This is a genomic window from Salmonella sp. NW1250 (genome assembly GCF_051812965.1).
In the GTDB taxonomy this organism is placed as follows: domain Bacteria; phylum Pseudomonadota; class Gammaproteobacteria; order Enterobacterales; family Enterobacteriaceae; genus Salmonella; species Salmonella enterica.
Map to the genome: position 1 here is coordinate 265,599 of NZ_JAMNDD010000007.1, position 18,430 is coordinate 284,028.

The window sequence follows — 18,430 nt, forward strand, 5'->3', positions numbered from 1 at the left end:
ATCAGGGAACGAGAGATGTTGTTGATCACCGATCTGGATGGAACATTACTCACCTCGCAGAAAACAATCAGCCCGCGCACGCGCCAGGCGCTGATTGCGTTCCGCCAGAACGGTGGTCTACTGGCGGCATGTTCCGCCAGACCGGTCTCCTCAATGGTACGCCTGCTACGCCAACAACAGGTTGATAGGTTGTTTAGCTGGTGCGCCGGTTTTAACTGCGGACACCTTCTGGAGATGGCGGAGCAGCGCATTATTCATGCTGCCCCGCTGACCGCCACAGACCTGTGGAATATTGACCAGCATATTTCTCTTTCCCGCTATCACCACCATTTTTTTAGTGCCGAAGCAATTTACCATCGTGACGATAGACTAATTGCGCCCTGGACAACATATGAAGCCCGCTTATTTGGGTTACAGCTTATAACTGAAACTGCAGAAAATATCTTTAATCGTCGCAATATATATAAAATTACACTTGTTGCCGCATCTTCGGAGATAGATACTCTGTGTACAGAAGTGAATAATCACCTGCCTTGTGGATATTATGCGGTTGTCACGGGAGAAAATTATATTGATATTCAAAGATCCGATGTAAATAAAGGGTGCATAATAGAACAATTAATTCATTATTTAAATATATCTTCTGACAAGGTGGTCGCGATTGGCGATCAGCAGAATGATGTCAGCATGTTTGCCGCCGCCGGAATCAGCATCGCAATGGGCAACGCGCCGGATGCAGTAAAGCGGCAGGCCGGCTATGTGACTGCCACAAATGATGAGGAGGGTATCGTCCATGCGTTGGAGTGGTTGCGTTGCCTTACGCATCCAGTTACCATGCGCCAAAGGTTGACGGCGGCGAAAGATAATGAATCCAATTAAAAGACGAAAACATATTCTTGATGAATTAAACAAATTCGGTGAAGTCACCGTTATTAAATTATCGGAAATGCTCAACGTCACCTCGGAAACCATTCGTCGCGATCTCTCCTTACTGGAATCAGAAGGCAAAATCACTAAGATTCATGGGGGCGCAGTCAAAAAGCAAGTTGTCCAGGAGGATGCGTTTAGCGCAAGAATAGAGGCGCATCGCGAAGAGAAAATAGCGATTGGCAAACTTGCCGCCGAAATGGTCAGTGAACGGGATACATTGTTTATTGACTCCTGTACAACTAACCTTATTCTGGCCGAGCAATTACCGCCTCTCGCTTTTTCCGTGATTACCAATTCATCCCTGATTGCCGATAAAATTAAAGAGCATAACCTGCAGGCCCGCGTGTATGTATTAGGCGGCGAATATGATTACCATTTTCGCGCCAACCTCGGTGTCTCGGTGTGTCAGCAGATTAACGCAATTCACGCGGATATCTGTTTTATTGGCGCTGGCGGCATTTCTCCCCAGCATGGCGTGTTGGTGAAGAGCTTTGAAGAAGCCTACGTTGCCAAAGCCATGATTGCGATGAGCAAAAAATCAGTGATTCTCGCCGACCATACCAAATTTGGTCAGGACGGTGTGATGTGCATCGCAAGCGTAAAAGAAATCGATAACATCATCACGGATAAAGGATTTACGTCAACGGGTTATACGCCACAGGATTTCGCCGGAAAGCTGCGGATTGCTGACTGAGCGCTATCCGCCCGTTGCGTATTGCCGTAGACTAAATGCACCGGCTAACTGAGGGCACCCGTATGGCACTCCCCCGCATTACCCAAAAAGAGATGACCGAGCGCGAACAGCGCGAACTGAAAACGTTGCTGGACCGCGCCCGTATTGCACACGGTCGTCCGCTGACCAATTCTGAGACCAACAGCGTAAAAAAGGAGTACATCGATAAGCTGATGGCGCTGCGTGAGGCTGAAGCAAAAAAAGCCCGCCAGTTGAAGAAAAAGCAGGCGTATAAACCCGATACGGAAGCGTCATTCTCCTGGTCGGCGAATACGCCGACGCGCGGCAGACGTTAACGTCCTTTCTTCTTTCGTCCCGGCGAGGTAAAGCGCTTACCGCTTGATGCCGGGCGCGCTTTCTCATTGCTTTTTTCGATCGCAACGACCGGTCGCTTAATACCCGTGGTCTTCGGCTTCGCTTTGGCCTTTGGTTTGGCTTCGGAAGAGGAACGCTCAATCAACTTAAACAGATCGATCAGCTCATCGTCCGTCAGATCGCGCCACTCGCCCAGCGGAATCCCGCTCAGGCTGACGTTCATAATGCGCGTACGCTCCAGTTTCGTCACTTCATAACCAAAGTATTCACACATACGACGGATCTGACGGTTTAATCCCTGCACCAGGGTAATGCGAAAGACAAACGGCGCCTCTTTTTTCACCTTACATTTTTTGGTGACGGTACCCAGAATCGGCACGCCAGCGCCCATACCGCGTATAAACTCGTCGGTAATCGGTTTATCCACCGTCACCAGATACTCTTTTTCGTGATCGTTACCGGCACGCAGAATCTTATTGACCAGATCGCCGTGGTTAGTCAGAAATATCAGCCCCTGCGAGTCTTTATCCAGACGACCAATCGGGAAGATACGTTTGCTGTGGTTCACAAAATCGACAATATTGTCGCGTTCGCCGTCTTCAGTGGTACTGACAATGCCAACCGGTTTATTCAGCGCAATCAGCACTAAATCATCCGCTTCTCGCGGCTCAATCAACCGACCATTTACTTTAACAATATCCCCTGCGACTACCTGATCGCCAATGGCGGCGCGTTTGCCGTTGATAAAGACATTGCCCTGTTCGATAAAACGGTCCGCCTCGCGACGCGAACAGATGCCGCTTTCACTGATATATTTATTAAGCCGGGTAGATGTGTCGGTCAGCATATTTACTCTCTGAGAAATTTTTCTACATAAACGTCGGGAATGTGACTTACCACATCAAATCGTCGGGAACTTTAAAATCGGCATACGGATCATCTTCGTCCTGCTCTTCCTGACTCAGCGCACTGTTTACGACAATACTGTCCGCATCTCGTTGTGCGATTTTATCGGCGACGCTCGCGGGAATAATCGCATATTCACATTCACCGCTGTTATTGATAACCAAACGCGCAATCGCGAGACGCCCATTAATCAGTTGCGTCTGAGTGAGTTTATCCACGTCTATTTTTTTGATGACGTTATTATCGGTGAAGTTAAAACCAATATCGCCTTTAGATACATTGATTCTATTCATTTCAATAAGTTGCTTAACCTGAGCTTTAAACTCTTTCGCTAAAACCGCTTGTTTTTGCTGTTCACTGAGTTGTTTATCACGCTCAAGTTGCGCCTTTTTATTTTCTTCCACCGCCTCTCTGGCCTCACGAGCCTGAACGCGTGATTTTTTAGCCGTGCGTTGGACTTTGGCCATTTTTTTGCTGGTCACTAATCCCGCTTGTAGCAGTTGCTCTTGTAAGGTCAGTTTTGCCATTTTCGTCTCTAAACGTGTTAAATAATTTTGCGGATTATACCTGTAATTTTTCAGGCGATACCAGATGGCAGATCTGGCCTGTCGTCACTTTTAGCGACCGCGCTTTGCCTGTGACACGCGTAACATCATGAGCCATATCAGTAAGACATTAAATGGATAATGGTAGCATTATTACGTTTTGACATTTCCTGATGAGGTGGAGAAGTAATGGAACTGCTTTTATTAAGTAACTCGACGCTGCCGGGTAAAGCCTGGCTGGAACACGCTCTGCCGCTGATAGCGAATCAGTTGAACGGTCGACGTTCAGCCGTGTTTATTCCGTTTGCCGGCGTCACGCAAACATGGGACGAGTACACGGATAAAACCGCAGAGGTGCTTGCGCCATTAGGGATAAACGTCACAGGGATTCATCGTGTCGCCGATCCGCTTGCGGCGATTGAGAAAGCGGAAATCATTATTGTCGGTGGCGGAAATACCTTCCAGCTACTGAAAGAATCGCGTGAACGCGGGCTGTTGGCGCCGATGGCGGACAGGGTAAAACGCGGCGCGCTGTATATCGGCTGGAGCGCAGGCGCCAACCTTGCCTGCCCGACTATCCGCACGACCAACGATATGCCGATCGTCGATCCAAACGGTTTCGACGCGCTGGATCTGTTCCCGCTGCAAATTAATCCTCACTTCACTAACGCCTTGCCGGAAGGTCATAAGGGCGAGACCCGCGAGCAGCGTATTCGCGAACTGCTGGTGGTCGCGCCGGAACTGACAGTGATTGGTTTGCCGGAAGGTAACTGGATTCAGGTGAGCAACGGCCAGGCGGTTCTCGGCGGCCCGAATACCACCTGGGTGTTTAAAGCGGGCGAAGAGGCCGTGGCGCTGGAAGCGGGTCATCGCTTTTAATCCCTGGCCACATTGAATGCCGAATGGCGGGCCTACACGCATGTTCTCCGTAGGCCCCGCCATCCGGCATTTCACTTAATACTCGCCGCGTTCCTCGTCCTGATCCGGCTGTTCCAGTACGCTATAGGCGACCGAACAGAACAGTGAGTTAAGACGCTTCATATCGCCCAGCAGCCCTAAATGAAGCGAGCTGGTTTCAATGCTTTGCACGTTCTGCTGGTGCAGGCGGTCGACATGCGCATGTGAGTATCGGCGATTAAGTATACGGAAGCGATGTTTACTGCGGCGCAACCGACGGGCGCTGGTGACATCGCCGGAGAAAAAGACCGACATCGCCAGTTGCAGATTACTGAGCAGTTGATCGTAAAGCGCATCCAGCTCTTTCAATCCTTCTTCTGAAAATGCCCGACGCGCCGCCAGCGACTTGTCGGCAATCTCACTGCCCATTCGCTCGATAATATCCGACGCCTGTTCGAGGTTCAGGGCCATCTCAATAATCTCCGCCCACCGGCGGGACTCCTCCGCCGCCAGCTCGTCTTTCGGCATTCGCGCCAGATAAAGCTTAATCGCGGTATAGAGCACGTTAACGTCATCCGCCAGCTTGCGCAGCGCTTTCTCTTCACGCGGCTCGCCGTGCATGACCTTTTTTAGCCCTTCCATCATCTGTTCCATCGCATCGCCAATGCGCAGCACCTCACGGGCAGCATTAGCCAGCGCCAGCGTTGGCGTATCCAGCGCGCTGACATCCAGATGTTTCGGCTTCAGATGGGTATCCAGTTCAGGCTCATCACGAATAATCCGTTTACAAAAACGCGCCATCAGCTCGGCAAATGGCACCATCGCCAGGCAGCGCACCAGGTTATAGAAAACGTGGAAATAGATCACCAGCTCTGACTTCGGTAGCGATAGCTCATCCATCAGATTCGCCAGCGGATGGACAAACGGCAGGATGACCAGGCTGCCGATCAATTTGAACAATAGGCTGCCGAGCGCTACGCGACGCGCGGCAGCATTGGCGGCGCTGTTGTTGAGCATCGCCAACAAGCCCGATCCCAGATTGGCGCCGATGACCAGGCACAACGCCACCGGGAACGATATAATCCCCGCCGCCGTCAGGGTCGCCGTCAGCAACACCGCCGCCAGGCTGGAATAACTGATAATAGCGAACATCGCGCCAATCAGCGCATCCAGCATAATGTCGCCCGTCAGCGACGCGAAAATGACCTGCACGCCATTAGCCTGAGTGATCGGCGTCACTGCCTGCACAATCAGCTCCAGCGCCAGTAGAATCAGGCCAAGCCCGATACCGACGCGACCAAGCTGCCCGGCACGGGACTGCTTACGTCCTAAAAAGAAAATCACGCCGATAAAAATCAGCAGCGGCGACAGCCACGACAAATCAAAGGTGAGAATACGCGCCATTAGCGCAGTACCCACATCAGCGCCCAGCACAATCACCAGAGCTGGCGTCAGGGCGACAAGATCCTGGGCGACAAACGACGTTACCAATAAAGTGGTGGCGTTACTGCTTTGTACCAGCGCGGTAACACCGATACCCGCACAAAAGGCGAGCGGTTTCTTTTCCACGCTGCGGCTGAGGACAGTGCGTAGACGCGCGCCAAACACGCGCATTACGCCAGTACGAACGATATGTGTTCCCCATACCAACAGCGCAACGGCAGAAAGTAGATGGAGCAAAGTTAACACGGCGTCAGGTTCTCCTTATCGTTATACGTTTTCCTGAAGCTCACTTGCGATAAATTGCCTGATGGCGCACAGCGTTAAGGCCTGCTGGCGTTGCACGCCACCGGGCTTACCATACGTAATACGGTATGCTGGATAAGGCGTTTACGCCGCCATCCGGCAAATTCAGCGTAGAGCCTTCCTTCAGTATAAGGGTTTAATTGTAAGAAAGAGACAAGGCACCCAATGAGTGCCTTGTATGTTGTAAGGAAAAGTGACGATTTTATGAATCAGTCCGCATCGTAACCCAGGTTCGGCGCCAGCCACCGCTCAACGTCCTCAACGCTCATTCCTTTACGGAAAGCATAATCTGTCACCTGATCGCGTTGGATCTGCGCTACCGCGAAGTATTTGCTCTCAGGATGGCTGAAGTACCAGCCGGAGACCGACGCGCCAGGCCACATGGCGAAAGATTCGGTGAGCTTCATCCCGGTGTGTTTTTCGACATCCAGTAGCTGCCAGATAGTGCCTTTTTCGGTATGTTCCGGGCAGGCAGGATAACCCGGCGCCGGGCGAATCCCCTGGTAGTTTTCGCGGATTAATTCGTCGTTACTCAGGCTCTCGTTCGGCGCATATCCCCAGTAAACCTTACGTACACGCTCATGCAGATACTCGGCAAACGCTTCCGCCAGACGGTCGGCAATCGCTTTCACCATGATCTTGTTATAGTCGTCGTGTTGCGCTTCGAAGGCGTCCGCCAGCGCATCCTCCTCCAGACCGCCGGTCACCGCGAAAGCACCGATGTAATCCGCTTTGCCGCTCAGTTTCGGCGCGACAAAATCCGCCAGACAGTAGTTGGCAAAACCGACTTTCTCGGTCTGCTGGCGCAGGTGGTGGCTGACCGTCAGAACATGAGTACGGGTTTCATCGCGATAGATTTCGATGTCATCGCCGATGCGGTTCGCCGGGAACAGGCCCACCACGCCACGCGGATTCAACAGTTTCTCGGCGCTCAGTTTATCCAGCATATCATTGGCGTCTTTAAACAGACGCTGCGCCTCAACGCCCACCACCTCATCTTCCAGAATGCGCGGGTATTTGCCGGCCAGCGACCAGGTCATAAAGAACGGCGTCCAGTCGATGTAGTTGCGCAGAGTTTCGATGCTGGCTTCCACCTCCTGCACGCCCAGACGGTGGGCTACCGGCGGGGTGTAGCGTTCCCAATCGAACGCCAGATCATTATCGCGCGCCGCTTCCAGCGTGACCGGCGGCGTGCGCGGTTTTTTGCGGGCGTGCTGAATACGCACGGTTTCGTACTCTTTGCGGGTACGGGCGACAAAGTCATCGCGCTGGGTGTCGGAGAGTAGCGCCGCCACCACGCCCACGGTACGCGAAGCATTCTGCACGTAGACCGTCGGACCGCTGTAGTTCTGCTCGATTTTCACCGCGGTGTGCGCTTTCGAAGTGGTTGCGCCGCCGATCAGTAGCGGGATAGTAAAGCCCTGACGCTCCATCTCTTTCGCCACGTTGACCATTTCGTCCAGCGACGGGGTAATCAGCCCGGAAAGACCGATCAGATCGGCATTCACTTCACGCGCCGTTCTGAGGATTTTCTCCGCTGGCACCATCACGCCAAGATCGACGATTTCGTAGTTGTTGCATTGCAGCACCACGCCAACAATGTTCTTGCCAATGTCGTGCACATCGCCCTTCACGGTGGCAATCACCATCTTGCCGTTGCTGGAGCCTTTTTCTTTGCTGGCTTCAATAAACGGCTCCAGGTAGGCCACCGCTTGTTTCATCACGCGGGCGGATTTCACCACCTGCGGCAGGAACATTTTCCCTTCGCCGAACAGGTCGCCGACCACGTTCATGCCGTCCATCAGCGGCCCTTCAATCACCTCAATCGGACGGGCGGCCTGCTGGCGGGCTTCTTCGGTATCCTGTTCGATAAATTCGGTAATGCCTTTCACCAGCGAGTATTCGAGACGCTTTTTCACGTCCCAGCTACGCCATTCCGCCTGCTGGGCGTTGGCAGCTTCGTCGGTTTTGCTGCCGCGGTATTTCTCCGCCAAATCCAGCAAACGCTCGGTGCCGTCATCGCGACGGTTAAGAATGACATCTTCAACCGCATCGCGCAGCTCGGCGGGCAGGTCGTCGTAGATAGCCAGCTGTCCAGCGTTGACGATGCCCATGTCCATGCCGTTGCGGATGGCGTAGTAGAGGAATACCGCGTGGATAGCTTCACGTACCGGGTCGTTGCCGCGGAACGAGAAGGACACGTTAGACACGCCGCCGGAGATCAGCGCGTGCGGCAGCTCGCGTTTGATGTCTTCACAAGCGCCGATAAAGTCCTGCGCGTAGTTGTTGTGCTCTTCAATACCGGTCGCCACGGCGAAGATATTCGGGTCGAAGATGATGTCTTCCGGCGGGAAACCCACCTCTTCGGTGAGAATTTTGTAGGCTCGGCGGCAAATTTCGATTTTACGCTCACGGGTATCGGCCTGCCCCTGCTCATCAAAAGCCATCACCACCACTGCGGCGCCATAGCGACGTAGCAACTTCGCATGATGAATAAAAGCTTCCACGCCCTCTTTCATCGAAATAGAGTTGACGATGCCTTTACCCTGAATGCACTTCAGCCCTTTTTCGATAACCTCCCATTTGGAGGAGTCGATCATGATTGGTACACGGGCAATATCCGGCTCACCGGCAATCAGGCTGAGGAAACGCACCATCGCCGCTTCGGCGTCGAGCATCCCCTCATCCATATTGATATCAATAATCTGCGCACCGCTTTCTACCTGCTGACGGGCGACATCCAGCGCTTCGCTGTATTTCTCTTCTTTGATCAGGCGCTTAAATTTGGCCGAGCCGGTGACGTTAGTACGTTCGCCGACGTTCACAAACAGGCTGTCGTCGCCAATGTTCAGCGGCTCCAGGCCGGAAAGGCGGCAGGCGACCGGGATATCCGGCAGCTGGCGCGGCGGCAAACCGGCAACGGCGCGGCTCATGGCGGCGATATGCTCCGGCGTAGTGCCACAGCAGCCGCCAACGATATTCAGGAAGCCCGCTTCCGCCCATTCGCGAATCTGTTTCGCCATGGTGTCGGCGTCGAGGTCGTACTCGCCGAAAGCGTTCGGCAGGCCGGCGTTCGGGTGCGCGGTGACGTAGCATTCGGCAATCCGCGACAGTTCCTGGACGTACTGGCGCAGTTCATCTGGCCCCAGCGCGCAGTTAAGGCCAAAAGTGAGCGCCTCGGCGTGGCGCAGCGAGTTATAAAAGGCTTCGGTCGTCTGGCCGGAAAGCGTACGGCCAGAGGCGTCGGTGATGGTGCCGGAAATCATGATCGGCAGATCAACGCCCAGCGCTTCAAACTCTTCTTTCACCGCAAACACCGCCGCTTTGGCGTTGAGGGTGTCGAAGACGGTTTCAATCAGGATCAGGTCCGCCCCGCCTTCCACCAGCGCTTTGGTGGATTCACGGTAGGCCGCCACCAGCTGATCGAAGGTGATATTACGAAACGCCGGGTCGTTGACGTCCGGCGAAATGGAGGCCGTGCGGTTAGTTGGACCAAGCACGCCCGCAACAAAGCGTGGTTTTTCTGGTGTTCGCGCCGTCCATTCATCGGCGCAGGCGCGCGCCAGTTTGGCCGCCGCATAGTTAATTTCCGCCGACAGGGATTCCATCCGGTAATCCGCCATCGCAATGGTTGTCGAGTTAAAGGTGTTGGTTTCGATGATATCCGCGCCAGCCTCAAAGTAGGCGTTGTGGATAGCGGCGATCACCTCCGGCTTGCTGAGTACCAGCAGGTCATTGTTGCCTTTCAGGTCGCAGGGCCAGTCGGCAAAGCGCTCCCCGCGGAAATCTTCTTCATGTAGACGATAGCTCTGGATCATGGTGCCCATACCGCCGTCCAGCACCAGAATACGTTCATTTAACTGCGCACGCAGTTGTTCAACTTTGCTGCTCACACTCGCTCCCGACAACGCTCCACGTAACGAGCCATACTGGCACAAAGCGTGCTGGCGGAAAAGAGAACAACGGGCAACATGAGACATGTTCAGCTTGCCACCCACTTCTGTCGCTTTGCCGGATGGCGGCGCAAGCGCCTTATCAGCCTACAAATTACTTTGGCGGCTCCCAAAGCGTAGGCCTGATAAGCGCAGCGCCATCGGGCATCCTGTGATGTCACTCATCCGATCAGTTCAGGAACTCTTGCATTATAATTGAATAAAACGAAAATGATTTCCACGATACAGAAAAAGGAGTCTGCCATGGTTGCCCCTGTTCCCGCGAAACGCGGGAGAAAACCTGCCGCTACCACTGCACCCGTAACCGGGCAGGTTCAGTCTTTAACTCGCGGTCTGAAGCTGCTGGAGTGGATTGCCGAGTCTAACGGCAGCGTCGCGCTGACCGAACTGGCGCAACAGGCGGGTTTGCCTAATTCCACGACTCACCGTCTACTCACCACCATGCAGCAGCAGGGTTTTGTCCGCCAGGTTGGTGAGCTGGGCCACTGGGCCGTAGGCGCACACGCGTTTATCGTCGGTAGCAGCTTCTTACAGAGCCGTAATCTGCTGGCGATTGTCCATCCGATTTTGCGCAAGCTGATGGAGGACTCCGGCGAAACGGTAAACCTTGCCGTACTCGACCAGAGCGACCATCAGGCCATTATTATCGACCAGGTGCAGTGCACACAATTGATGCGCATGTCCGCCCCTATTGGCGGCAAGCTGCCCATGCACGCCTCTGGCGCGGGCAAGGCGTTTTTATCACAGCTCAGTGAGGAACAGGTTACCAGTCTGCTGCACCGCAAGGGGTTGCACGCTTATACCCATGCGACGCTGGTGTCGCCGCTGCATCTGAAAGATGACCTCGCCCAAACACGCAAGCGCGGCTATTCCTTTGACGACGAAGAACATGCGCTCGGTCTGCGCTGCGTGGCCTCGTGTATTTATGACGAACACCGCGAACCGTTTGCGGCCCTCTCTATTTCCGGCCCCTGCTCACGCATTACCGACGATCGCGTCACCGAACTTGGCGCCATGGTGATTAAAGCGGCGAAAGAGGTGACGCTGGCCTATGGTGGAACTCGCTGAAATGAGCAGCCTGAAATTATACTGGCAGGAGAAGTACCCACAGGCCTTCTGTTGGTCTTTCGGTGATTCGCCGGCGCTGGCCGACGAGCTGGCGGCGCTAGTGGTCGCCGGTAAAAAGCGTGGCACCTGTAGCTCGCTGGTTAGCTATCAGAAAGAGCAGCCCCCTGTCACGCCCGGGTCATATCACATTGTGCTCAACGGCACAGGCGACGCCGTGTGCGTCATACGCACGCTGGCGCTCAGGCTGATCCGTTTTAACGAGATGAGCGCCGATCTCGCCGCACTGGAAGGCGAAGGCGATCTTAGCCTGGCGTACTGGCAAGCGGCACACCGGGCCTTTTTTGAGCGCGAGGGTAATTGGTCGCCGGAGATGGAACTTGTTTACGAAGAGTTCGCCGTACTTGAGATCGCGCCGTAACGCACGCTAAAGCGCTGTCTACGTCGATAGGCATATACATCTTCTACATGCCCTTCTTTAATACGCGTCTGTAGCGCGCGCCAGTAATCGGCGCGAAACAGGTCGGCATGCATCTCTTCAAACAATGGCCCGATACGCGGATCGGCACACAGCCAGTGGCGAAACTCCTCCGGGAAAACATCACCTGGCGAGACGCTATACCAGGGTTCGCTGGCCAGTTCGTCTTCCGGATAACGCGCTGGCGGAATATCGCGGAAATTCACTTCCGTCATGTAGCAAATTTCATCGTAGTCATAGAACACCACGCGACCATGACGGGTAACGCCAAAGTTTTTAAACAACATATCGCCGGGGAAAATATTAGCGGCGGCAAGCTGGCGAATCGCATTACCATATTCTTCTATCGCATCGCGCAACTGCTGGCCTTCTACCTGTTCCAGCCAGATATTGAGCGGCACCATGCGACGTTCAATATAGAGATGGCGAATGACGATATGTTCCCCAAGATCGGTAATCTTCTCTGGCGCTTCTTGCCGTAACAGCGCCATCAGCGCCGGATCGATTTGCCGTTTATCCAGTACGAAATTCTCAAACTCCTGGGTATCCGCCATACGACCGACGCGATCATGCTCTTTTACCAGTTGATAACAGGCACGCACATGGGCGGCAGACATCTCTTTCTGCGGGGCGAATTTGTCTTTAATGATTTTAAATACCCGGTCGAAACCTGGCAGGGTAAACACCAGCATCACCATGCCGCGGATGCCAGGCGCCTCAATGAATTTCTCATCGCTTTCAGCCAGATAACACAAATATTCGCGGTAGCTTTCGGTTTTCGCATGTTTCTGGCAGCCAATCGCCATATACAGTTCGGCAGTGGTTTTACCCGGCAGGATTTCACGCAACCACTCAACCAGCGCGGCAGGCAGCGGCGCATACACCATAAAATAAGAGCGGGCAAAACCAAACACAATGCTCGCTTCTGCCGTGGTGGTCAGGCAGGTATCGACAAACAGTTCCCCCTCATCAGTACGATGAATCGGCAATAAAAACGGCAGCGTACCGTCAGGTGTGGTTAATTTACCTACCAGCCAGGCCGCTTTATTACGGTAAAACAACTCATTCGCCACCTGGACATGGCAGCGAGGTAGCGCGTCCTCGCCCAGTGTTTCAGTCAGGTGCGCGATAATATAGCGGATATCCCGGCTTTTATTCTGCCAGGGCAGACGCAGCGGTAAATCACTGAGTATGCGCATCAACAGCGGCTCCCAACCGTGATCGGGAAAGAAGTCTTTGGCCAGCGGGCGCGGGATAGTACGGAAGCGACGCTCCGGTTGCGAACTGAAAATAAACAACCGCTCGGGTGTTAACGAGCGGTGGTCAAATAACCGGCAATAGACGGAATTAAAAAAGCTCTCCGCAATCTCGAAGCGAGGGTAATCCGGCAACAAACGGGTGTAATGCTCTTTAACGCGTAAAAGGAAATCCGCGTCGGTACTTTTGCCATCGGTAATACAGCGCAGTTGCTCCACCACCAGACCCACATGATGATCATAGAGGTGGATACGGCTTTTCATCGCCTGCTGGACGGCGTGCCAGTCGGCCTGTTCAAAACGCTGCTGCGCGCCGGAAGTCACTTCCAGAAATCGACCATACTGCGCGTCAAAGCCTTGCAGGATGGTTTGAGCAATCAGTAATTCCAGGCCACGCGGCATTTTTTTCCCTCATCCGGCACCACGTCATGCCGGATGGCGCGTTCGCTTATCCGGCCTACGCTATCTGTAGGCCCGGTAAGCGCAGCGCCACCGGGCATCAATCAAAACTGCGATTCTTCGGTGGAACCCGTTAACGCGGTAACGGATGACGCGCCGCCCTGAATAATGGTGGTGACTTTGTCGAAGTAACCAGTACCCACTTCCTGCTGGTGGGAAACAAAGGTGTAGCCATCTTTCGCCGCAGCGAACTCGGGTTGTTGAACCTTCTCAACATAGTGTTTCATGCCCTCGCCCTGCGCGTATGCATGCGCCAGGTCGAACATGTTGAACCACATGCTGTGGATGCCCGCCAGGGTAATAAACTGGTATTTGTAACCCATGTCCGACAACTGCTGCTGGAAGCTGGCAATGGTCTTGTCGTCCAGATTCTTCTGCCAGTTGAAGGATGGTGAACAGTTATAGGCCAGCAGTTTGCCCGGATACTTCGCGTGGATAGCATCGGCAAAACGACGCGCCAGTTCGAGATCCGGCGTAGAAGTTTCGCACCATACCAGATCGGCATACGGGGCATACGCCAGACCGCGGCTGATCGCCTGCTCAATGCCCGCATGGGTGCGGTAAAAACCTTCGCTGGTGCGTTCGCCGGTAATAAAACCGCTGTCATAGGGATCGCAGTCGGAGGTGATCAGATCTGCCGCATCCGCATCGGTACGCGCAATCACCAGCGTCGGGACGCCCATCACATCAGCGGCCAGACGCGCAGCAACCAGTTTCTGAATCGCCTCCTGCGTGGGGACCAGCACCTTACCGCCCATATGGCCGCATTTCTTCACCGACGCCAGCTGATCTTCGAAGTGAACGGCCGCTGCACCGGCTTCAATCATCGATTTCATCAGTTCGAAGGCATTCAGAACGCCGCCAAAACCGGCTTCCGCATCAGCAACGATCGGCAGGAAGTAATCCACATAGCGCGGATCGTTGGGTTCAATACCGGATGCCCACTGGATCTGATCTGCACGACGAAAAGTGTTGTTGATCCGATCCACTACCGCCGGAACAGAGTTTGCCGGGTACAACGATTGATCCGGATACATGCTGGATGCCAGGTTGGCATCTGCCGCCACCTGCCAGCCTGAAAGATAAATCGCCTCAATACCGGCTTTCGCCTGCTGCAACGCCTGACCGCCAGTCAGCGCGCCAAGGCTGTTGATATAGCCTTTTTTCGCTTCACCGTGCAACAGCCGCCACATTTTCGCGGCGCCGAGCTGCGCCAGCGTGCACTCCGGGTTAACCGAGCCGCGTAATTTCACCACCTCCTCCGCGCTGTACGGGCGGGTGATGCCTTCCCAGCGCGGTTGTGTCCACTCTTTCTGTAATTCTTCGATTTGTTGAGTACGGGTTTTCATGTGCAGATGCTCCATATTGTTATGTGGTGAATTAAGCCAGTAAGCGATAGCCCGGCAGGGTGAGGAAGTCGATTAAGTCATCTGAGGTGGTGATTTGCTCCATCAGACGTGCGGCATCGTCGAAGCGCCCGCTGCTGTAGCGGTGCTCGCCCAGTTCGTCCTGGATTACCCGCATCTCTTCCGCCAACATTTCGCGGAAAAGCGCTTTCGTTACGGGTTTTCCATTGTTCAGTGTTTTCTCATGGTGAATCCACTGCCAGATAGAGGTTCGTGAGATTTCCGCCGTCGCGGCATCCTCCATCAGACCGTAAATCGGTACACAGCCATTGCCGGAGATCCACGCTTCAATGTACTGCACTGCCACGCGAATATTGGCGCGCATTCCCGCTTCTGTGCGTTCGCCTTCACATGGCTCCAGTAACTGTTCAGCGGTAATCGGCGCATCTTCATCACGGGTAATGAACAGCTGATTTTTGTGCTCGCCCAGTACCTCGTTAAAGACGGCCATTGCGGTATCCGCCAACCCAGGATGCGCAATCCACGTGCCGTCGTGGCCGTTGTTCGCTTCCAGCGCTTTATCCGCTTTCACTTTGGCAAGGACCTGATTGTTGCGTTCAACGTCTTTGCTCGGGATAAACGCCGCCATACCGCCCATCGCGAACGCGCCGCGCTTGTGACAGGTTTTGATCAGCAGGCGCGAGTAGGCGCTCAGAAACGGTTTGTCCATCGTTACCACCTGCCTGTCCGGCAGGACGCGATCCGGGTGATTTTTCAACGTTTTGATATAGCTGAAAATATAATCCCAGCGACCACAGTTGAGACCGACGATATGATCACGCAACGCATGAAGAATCTCATCCATCTGGAAAACAGCAGGCAGCGTTTCAATCAACAGGGTCGCTTTGATCGTACCGCGCGGCAGATTGAAGCGGTCTTCGGCGTAGCTGAAGACTTCGCTCCACCAGGCTGCCTCCTGCCAGGCTTGCGTTTTCGGCAGGTAAAAATACGGGCCGCTACCTTTAGCGAGCAGCGCTTTATAGTTGTGGAAAAAGTACAGAGCAAAATCAAACAGGCTGCCGGGAATGGCTTCCCCCCGCCAGGTAACATGTTTTTCTGGCAGATGTAGACCACGTACACGACAAATCAATACGGCCGGATCGGGCTTGAGCTGATAGATTTTTCCGGCTTCGTTGGTATAGCTAATGGTGCCGTTCACCGCATCACGCAGGTTGATTTGACCATCAATAACTTTATTCCAGTCCGGCGCCAGCGAGTCTTCAAAATCCGCCATAAACACTTTCACATTTGCGTTCAGGGCATTAATCACCATTTTACGTTCAACCGGCCCGGTAATTTCTACTCGGCGATCCTGTAAATCCGCCGGAATACCACGAATCTGCCAATTACTTTCTCTAATGGAAGTGGTTTCCGAAATAAAATCAGGCAACTTACCGTTATCAATATCCTGCTGTTGCTGGATACGTGCAGCCAGGAGTTTATTGCGTTTTGGCGTAAAACGGGTGACTAACTCCGTCAAAAACTCGACTGCTTCAGCGGTCAGGACTTGCTTTTCCAGCTCGCCTTGCGGCCTGGTAAAGGTTAATTCATCAGTTGTGGTTGCCTGTGGATTCATCATGCAGCTCCTCGTTGTTGATCCAGATACATCCCCAATGCGAACGAAGGATCACTGTGCGCTTTTCGTTCAACACAACTAAGACTACTCAATTAAATTTCAAAATCAAAAACAATTTCCATTTTTAATTTAATTATGTATTAACCTATTGATAACAATATAAATTAAATTTAATTACATGATGAGGTGCGTTTCGGAAATAAAAAAGGCACCCGAAGGTGCCTGATTCAACATGCTGAAACGCTTTAGGATCGTCAGAAGCAGAAGATTAATCCAGGGTTGGATTCATGTGACGCAGATCATATGGCGTAATCTGGTAGACATAATAGTTGAGCCAGTTAGTAAACAGTAAATTACCGTGGCTGCGCCAGGTTGCGCGCGGTATGTTTTGCGGATCGTTTTTTGGGAAATAGTTGTACGGAACCTCCGGATTTAACCCGGCCTCAACGTCACGAAAATATTCACCCGCTAACGTATGAGCGTCATATTCAGGATGACCGGTGACAAACGCAATACGTTTATCTTTGCTGGCAAACAGGTACGCATCCCCCTCTTCTGTTTCCGCCAGAATTTCAAGATCCGTATAATCCCGTATTAGCGCCGCCGGGAAATCGGCATAGCGTGAGTGCGGCGCAAGAAACGAATCATCAAAACCACGCGTCAACAGAGCATGTGGATGAAGGATGTGATGTTCATAGACGCCGGAAAGTTTATCTGTACGGGTCTGCTTAGGGATACCATAAAGAATATTGAGTGCGGCCTGAACGGCCCAACAGACAAATAGCGTCGAAGTAACGTGATCTTTCGCCCATTCCAGCACCTGCCTAATCTGCGGCCAGTAAGCCACGTCATTAAACTCCACCAGACCCAGCGGCGCTCCGGTCACGATAAGCCCATCAAAGTTCTGATCGCAGATATCGTCGAAGTTACAGTAAAAGTTGTTCAGATGCTCGGCTGGCGTGTTCCTCGACTCGCGGGCATCTATCCGCAGCAGTTGAATATCGACCTGCAATGGCGAGTTCGATAGCAAGCGCAGAAACTGATTTTCCGTTTCAATCTTCTTCGGCATCAGGTTAAGGATAAGTACCTTTAGCGGGCGAATTTCCTGACCTGATGCGCGAGAAGTCGTCATGACGAAGACATTCTCCTCACGTAAAAAATTGACGGCGGGTAGCTCGTCCAGCACGCGAATCGGCATAACCTGATAACCTCACGACATACGTTTAAACGTTTAGACATCCAGATAGCTGAAGATACTCAGAAATCAGGCGAATGTCGAGTCTGCAAGTTCAAGGTGAGAAAGTTTCACGACAGCATTTGCATTAGAATAGAAGTAAGCAAAAAAGGAGTGAAGATGATGATTAACATTCGCCGTTCAAGGCATGAGGAAGGGGAAAAACTGATTGCGATCTGGCGTCGCTCAGTCGATGCCACGCACGATTTTCTGTCAAACGCTTATCGGGCCGAACTGGAAGAGCTGGTGAGCGATTTTCTGCCAGAAGCGCCACTATGGGTTGCCGTGACCGATCAGGATGAGCCGGTAGGATTTATGCTGCTTACCGGCGAACATATGGATGCGCTGTTTGTCGATCCGGACGTGCGTGGTCAGGGTATCGGTAAGAGATTAGTTGAACATGCGTTAACACTGGCGCCGGGGTTGACAACCAATGTTAACGAGCAAAATACACAAGCTGTTGGATTTTATAAGAAAATGGGATTTAAGGTGACGGGACGTTCGGAGGTTGACGATCTTGGGAAACCGTATCCATTGTTGAATTTAATTTATCCGTGAGTAGCGGTGCTGCCTGATAAGTGCATACAGGCCGGATAAGGCGAAACTGCCATCCGGCGGTGCCGGTTGCCTGATGGCGCTGCGCTTATCAGGCCTACATTTTTACAGTTACCACACACGCAAAGAAGCCCGTCCAGACGGACGGGCTTCTTCACTTGTCTGATGCCTGGCAGTTTATGGCGGGCGTCCTGCCCGCCGCCCTACGGGCCGTTGCTGCGCAACGAGTGCTCACCGACAGACCACAGATAAAACAAAAGGCCCTGTCTTCCGACAGGGCCCTTCGTTTTATTTGATGCCTGGCAGTTCCCTACTCTCGCATGGGGAGACCCCACACTACCATCGGCGCTACGGCGTTTCACTTCTGAGTTCGGCA

At 53.2% G+C, this 18,430-nt stretch carries 16 protein-coding genes and 1 rRNA gene; 7 read left to right on the plus strand and 10 right to left on the minus strand.

All coding sequences use genetic code 11. The annotated features are described in order from the left end of the window. The first annotated feature begins 15 nt into the window (after positions 1–15). The 3 genes from NBA72_RS14610 to NBA72_RS14620 all read left to right on the plus strand — a co-directional run bounded on the left by NBA72_RS14610 (position 16) and on the right by NBA72_RS14620 (position 1,959). Complete coding sequence (locus tag NBA72_RS14610; protein ID WP_000924653.1) at positions 16–879, plus strand: Cof-type HAD-IIB family hydrolase; 864 nt, start codon at positions 16–18, stop codon at positions 877–879. Beyond that, positions 866–1,624, plus strand: coding sequence for a DeoR/GlpR family DNA-binding transcription regulator (locus NBA72_RS14615; protein WP_042949386.1), 759 nt, complete (start codon positions 866–868; stop codon positions 1,622–1,624). Before NBA72_RS14610 ends, NBA72_RS14615 begins: the two co-directional genes overlap by 14 nt. 62 nt (positions 1,625–1,686) lie before the next feature. Continuing rightward, complete coding sequence (locus NBA72_RS14620) at positions 1,687–1,959, plus strand: DUF3811 domain-containing protein (RefSeq protein ID WP_001207628.1); 273 nt, start codon at positions 1,687–1,689, stop codon at positions 1,957–1,959. Here the strand turns inward: NBA72_RS14620 and rluF are convergent. Genes rluF through NBA72_RS14635 form a run of 3 tightly spaced genes read right to left on the minus strand, consistent with a single transcriptional unit; the run spans position 1,956 to position 3,547 of the window. Then, entirely contained in the window at positions 1,956–2,825 is an 870-nt protein-coding gene (gene rluF / locus NBA72_RS14625) for a 23S rRNA pseudouridine(2604) synthase RluF (RefSeq protein WP_000954610.1), read from the minus strand. The genes NBA72_RS14620 and rluF overlap by 4 nt on opposite strands. 46 nt (positions 2,826–2,871) lie before the next feature. Continuing rightward, complete coding sequence (locus NBA72_RS14630) at positions 2,872–3,411, minus strand: DUF2058 domain-containing protein (RefSeq protein ID WP_001096724.1); 540 nt, start codon at positions 3,409–3,411, stop codon at positions 2,872–2,874. Positions 3,412–3,445: 34 nt separating this feature from the next. Then, a complete protein-coding gene (locus tag NBA72_RS14635) occupies positions 3,446–3,547 on the minus strand; it encodes a hypothetical protein (protein ID WP_001541281.1) in 102 nt (33 codons plus the stop codon). Positions 3,548–3,618: 71 nt separating this feature from the next. Between NBA72_RS14635 and pepE the strand changes: the two genes are divergently transcribed. Beyond that, on the plus strand, positions 3,619–4,308 hold the full coding sequence (gene pepE / locus NBA72_RS14640; protein ID WP_000421776.1) for a dipeptidase PepE: 690 nt from the start codon (positions 3,619–3,621) through the stop codon (positions 4,306–4,308). A 75-nt stretch (positions 4,309–4,383) separates the two neighbouring features. Here the strand turns inward: pepE and NBA72_RS14645 are convergent, their stop codons facing one another. After that, on the minus strand, positions 4,384–6,015 hold the full coding sequence (locus tag NBA72_RS14645; RefSeq protein WP_000956811.1) for a Na/Pi cotransporter family protein: 1,632 nt from the start codon (positions 6,013–6,015) through the stop codon (positions 4,384–4,386). 266 nt (positions 6,016–6,281) lie between these two features. Further along, positions 6,282–9,965: a methionine synthase gene (gene metH / locus NBA72_RS14650; protein ID WP_079821446.1), complete on the minus strand. Its 3,684-nt coding sequence runs from the start codon at positions 9,963–9,965 to the stop codon at positions 6,282–6,284. 303 nt (positions 9,966–10,268) lie between these two features. Here metH and iclR point away from each other — a divergent pair, with 303 nt between their 5' ends. Together iclR and NBA72_RS14660 are read left to right on the plus strand one after the other, a co-directional pair. After that, positions 10,269–11,093, plus strand: a complete 825-nt coding sequence (gene iclR / locus NBA72_RS14655; RefSeq protein WP_000226434.1) for a glyoxylate bypass operon transcriptional repressor IclR — start codon at positions 10,269–10,271, stop codon at positions 11,091–11,093. Between the two features lie 10 nt (positions 11,094–11,103). Next, positions 11,104–11,511: an ASCH domain-containing protein gene (locus NBA72_RS14660; protein ID WP_010989091.1), complete on the plus strand. Its 408-nt coding sequence runs from the start codon at positions 11,104–11,106 to the stop codon at positions 11,509–11,511. Here NBA72_RS14660 and aceK read toward each other — a convergent pair. The 4 genes from aceK to metA form a co-directional block, all read right to left on the minus strand. Then, positions 11,475–13,226, minus strand: coding sequence for a bifunctional isocitrate dehydrogenase kinase/phosphatase (aceK, locus tag NBA72_RS14665; RefSeq protein ID WP_001137266.1), 1,752 nt, complete (start codon positions 13,224–13,226; stop codon positions 11,475–11,477). The genes NBA72_RS14660 and aceK overlap by 37 nt on opposite strands. A 101-nt stretch (positions 13,227–13,327) precedes the next feature. Continuing rightward, on the minus strand, positions 13,328–14,632 hold the full coding sequence (gene aceA / locus NBA72_RS14670; protein WP_000857882.1) for an isocitrate lyase: 1,305 nt from the start codon (positions 14,630–14,632) through the stop codon (positions 13,328–13,330). 31 nt (positions 14,633–14,663) lie between these two features. Further along, positions 14,664–16,265, minus strand: a complete 1,602-nt coding sequence (gene aceB, locus NBA72_RS14675) for a malate synthase A (RefSeq protein WP_042949397.1) — start codon at positions 16,263–16,265, stop codon at positions 14,664–14,666. Positions 16,266–16,533: 268 nt separating this feature from the next. Then, the gene (metA, locus tag NBA72_RS14680; protein WP_001122767.1) at positions 16,534–17,463 is read right to left on the minus strand and encodes a homoserine O-acetyltransferase MetA; all 930 of its coding nucleotides are present in this window, start codon (positions 17,461–17,463) and stop codon (positions 16,534–16,536) included. A gap of 156 nt (positions 17,464–17,619) precedes the next feature. Here metA and NBA72_RS14685 point away from each other — a divergent pair, with 156 nt between their 5' ends. Continuing rightward, positions 17,620–18,057, plus strand: a complete 438-nt coding sequence (locus tag NBA72_RS14685; RefSeq protein WP_000973248.1) for an acetyltransferase — start codon at positions 17,620–17,622, stop codon at positions 18,055–18,057. A 294-nt stretch (positions 18,058–18,351) separates the two neighbouring features. On the opposite strand, the gene rrf is transcribed toward NBA72_RS14685, so the two are convergent. After that, positions 18,352–18,430, minus strand: a 5S ribosomal RNA gene (rrf, locus tag NBA72_RS14690); the annotation flags it as partial.